Source organism: Rahnella sp. ChDrAdgB13, from assembly GCF_017655185.1.
In the GTDB taxonomy this organism is placed as follows: domain Bacteria; phylum Pseudomonadota; class Gammaproteobacteria; order Enterobacterales; family Enterobacteriaceae; genus Rahnella; species Rahnella contaminans.
Genome location: NZ_JAEMGT010000129.1, coordinates 1 through 2,162, shown reverse-complemented (window position 1 = coordinate 2,162; position 2,162 = coordinate 1). Strand labels below are relative to the sequence as shown.

At 50.9% G+C, this 2,162-nt stretch carries 4 protein-coding genes; all 4 read right to left on the bottom strand.

The window, feature by feature from the left end:
* On the bottom strand, positions 1-537 hold a 537-nt coding region (locus J8X26_RS24475), incomplete at its 3' end, for a tail assembly protein (RefSeq protein WP_208952235.1).
* Positions 538-579: 42 nt separating this feature from the next.
* Entirely contained in the window at positions 580-996 is a 417-nt protein-coding gene (locus J8X26_RS24470) for a hypothetical protein (protein ID WP_208952234.1), read from the bottom strand.
* Positions 997-1,055: 59 nt separating this feature from the next.
* On the bottom strand, positions 1,056-1,766 hold the full coding sequence (locus J8X26_RS24465) for a C40 family peptidase (protein ID WP_208952233.1): 711 nt from the start codon (positions 1,764-1,766) through the stop codon (positions 1,056-1,058).
* Between the two features lie 2 nt (positions 1,767-1,768).
* On the bottom strand, positions 1,769-2,162 hold a 394-nt coding region (locus tag J8X26_RS24460), incomplete at its 5' end, for a phage minor tail protein L (RefSeq protein ID WP_208952232.1).

Below are 2,162 nucleotides of genomic sequence, written 5' to 3'. Positions count from 1 at the left end.
AATAATCGCCCCACCTACCCGGCGGCGACCATACCCAAGCGGAACCGGATAGCCCTGCGCGGCCGTATTCGTAACGCCGCCGAACGCATAGGAAGCCTGGTTATCGGCATCCTGTTTGCTGGCAAGTCCAGCGGTTTGCGGTGAAAGCATTTGGATTACACCTCCAGCAGCCATAGCAACACCGGAAGCGGCCAAGTAATATTGCTGCGTCACGACACCAACCACCACAAGGACTGCGCCAAGGATTGTTTGCAAGAGGCCAGCTCTTTTACTCCCCATAATTACCGGGACAATTCGAATAACCTCTCCAGTCACGGGATAGCCAAGATCATCTACCCCTAAATTCTTCTTACCGCGAAATACAGCATATGTAAGACCCCGCCGCTTGCTTGTAATCATAAATTTTCCAAAGCCGTCTAACGTGGCTGCTAATGCACGAGTTGATTCATGGACGGTACGTATCAGTCTATGGTGAGTTTTACCAAAAGTTTTACCAAGTACACCGCCTAGTTCAATCTGACTCATTACTTCTTCCATAACTGCTCCAATGAAAAAACCCGCCATAAGGCGGGTTGATTGCTAAAACGCTGTTGGATAAAGACCAAAATCTCCGTTAGTGCCATATCCTATTCGATAAGTCAGGGGATTTTCTTTTGTGACTGTTCCGGTAACCTCTACCATGCCACCACCACATACTCCTTTGGGCCAGGCACTGAACACATGGTTGCCCAAGGTCGGGTAAATTACGACCTTCTCAGACGTGTCTAGATCTGCAATTTCTTTTCCGTCAATATATACGCGAGTAAGACAAGCGCTGCCCGAAAAACCAGAGTCTCGCTTAATTGTTACCATGCCATTATTTTGCGTCTTGGATATTAGAAGCTCTGAATTAAGCACCCTTACATCCGGTACATTTTTTGCCTGACTGGTTGATACTGGCTTAGTTGCGCAACCAGCCAGTCCAAGCGCCAGCACTGCTATGAGTAGTTTTTTCATCATCATCCCTCTGAGTTATTGGAAGAATGATAGCAGCACCACTCTGCAAGGCAACGCGGCTACATCAGATCTTTGTGCCTGACAATTTTCATTGTCCGTTCCTGCCAGTAACCACCGTAAGGCACTCGGTTACTGAGCATGCCGTACATGTGGTGCATTAGCATGTTACCTTCCAGCAAGATCCCCGCGTGATTCCACTTTTTGGACTGAACCTGCATGATCACCATGTCGCCGGGCATCGCTGGCCCGCTAAAGTCGCGAAATCCGCACTCATACCAGCAGGTCTGATAGAAATTATCCGGGTAGTTATCTTCCCACCACGGATAATCCACGCGGTAGTCGGTCAGTTCAATGCCGTACGTTTGCCGGTAATAGCTCATCACCAGCCCCCAGCAATCGGTGTGCCCAAGCACGAACGGACGTTCTAGAAACGGCAACTCGCCCCGCGGCTGGATGGTTCTAAAATCACCCTCCGGCCAGCTCACAATGTGCCAGGGTAATTCTGTTGCGTCACACTGCGCCTTATCCAGTTCGCTGGGCTGCGTCGTTGCATCGGGGTGACTGTGAACGATGGAAATAACCGTCCCCCAGTCCTCAGCGTCAGCATAACCAGCTGGGTCTAGGTGAAAGTCTTCCGTTGGATTAGCTGCCAGATTCGCACAGGGGAAATAACGTTCAACCCGGCTTTTCTGCGCCACCACGCCACAGCATTCACGCGGATAACACTGCCGGGCATGTTCGAAAATAGCCTGCTGGGTTTTATCGCGCATAGTCAGCTCTTAATCAGGGAAGTGCCTGGGAAGCCGCCGAACGGCAATTCGTTGTTTGCACCGAAGCGAAGTTTGCAACCGGTGTTAAGCGTGCCATTGCACACATCGAGCGAGGGATCGCTAACCGGATTACCGTGCTTATCGAAATAGTTGGTACCAGCGTAATCGCAGCCATCTCCTGAACGGTATTTGCCACGGATGCACCAGGTGCAAAGAGAATGGAGCTGCCGCGTCGGGATCATCAGCCCCTGTAAATCCATCGGGCTACTCAGCGTGAACTCAACAGAGATGTTGGTTTCCATGCTTTTGCTGTCGATGTAAAACACCTGCAACTTTTCCTGCGTCGCGTCAGCGGTCGCATTCCCGCCAGCAAAATTTCGGGCGTCGAGGTATTGC